1 pseudogene is annotated in these 1,244 nt (G+C 70.7%); it reads right to left on the bottom strand.

What is annotated here, in order from left to right:
- Positions 1-845 precede the first annotated feature (845 nt).
- Positions 846-1,244 (bottom strand): annotated as a pseudogene (locus E1287_RS43275) (hypothetical protein); the annotation flags it as partial.

The following is a 1,244-nucleotide window of genomic DNA, read 5'->3' as shown; positions in this document are numbered from 1 at the left end:
GTGCCCCCACCCCCGCCGTTCCACAGCACCAACGCTCATCCCCCAAGCGCTCCGCCGTGAGAACAGACAACGCTTACCTGAAGCACCCGCCCGACACCCACCAAAGTGTCCCGCTGCCCCTCCCGAACCCCCGCGAGTAGTGCTCCGGACCGCTGTCATTGCACGTGCTGGTGCTCTCGCCCGCTGCTGTTGCCCGGCGTCGATGCTCAACTCTGCGGGCGCTCCGCTGTGGGAGCAGACGACGGTTACCTGAGGCGCCCGCATGCATCTGCTGAAGTGTTCCGCTGTGCCGCTTGTGTCCCCGCTGTCATTGCACCGTGCTGGTGCTTCTGCCCGCCGCCGTTGCGCAGCGTCGACGCCCAACCCCAGGCGCTCCGCTGTGGGATCAGGCGGTGGCTACCTCAAGCGCCCGCCTGGCATCTGCCGAAGACTTCCGCGACGCCGCGAATGCTCCGGCTCGCTGCCATTGCACCGTGCTGGCGCCCGCCGCTGTTGCGCAGCGTCGACGCTCAACTGCGCGGGCGGTCTGCTGTGGAGGGAGGCGGCGGTTACTTGAGGCGCCCGTTTGGCGTCTGCCGAGGTGTTCGGTTGTGCCGCTCGTGTCGCCGTGGGTGCTCCGGCCCGTTGTCATTTGCGCCGTGCTGGTGTTCCCGTTCGCTGGTGCTCGCGGTTGGGTGGTTGGTTGGAGAGCTCTTGCGTTTGCCGGGGTTTCTGTCGTCCGGCGGGATCTGCGGGTTTCTCGGACGCGGCTTTCGTGATGGCGCGCGTGACGCTGGGCATGCGTTTTCCGGCGGGCGGCCTGGTGTGTTGCGGTGTGGGTGTTTGAGTTTGGGGGGCCGTCGGGGTTAGCCGAAGAGGCCGCCTAGTAGGCCGCCGAGGATTTCTGCTGCGCCGCCTGCGATTTCGCCGGCTACGTCGCCCGCTACGCCGCCGGCGACGTCCGCGGCCACGTTTCCGGCCACTTGGCCGGCGGCCTGGCCTGCGTATCCGGCGATCGCGTTGCCGAACGCGTCCACGGGCTGGCCGGCCACGTAGCCGGCGACGTTGCCCGCGTATCCGGCCGCGTCGCCCACTGCGCCGATGGCCATGCCGCCCGCGATTCCGGCCGCGGCGGCGCCGCCGACCAGGCCGGCTGCTGCGGCGCCGTGGCGGTGGTGGCTGCGGTAGCCCGGCGAGCCGTGATGGACGTGCATGGGCGGCGGGCCCGCATGACCGGGTGGCGCGGGCGGGTAAGGCGCGGGGCC

Origin of the sequence: Actinomadura sp. KC06 (genome assembly GCF_004348735.1) — a bacterium.
GTDB lineage: Bacteria > Actinomycetota > Actinomycetes > Streptosporangiales > Streptosporangiaceae > Spirillospora.
Note: the sequence above shows the minus strand (reverse complement) of the source record. Positions and strands in the feature narration are given on the sequence as shown.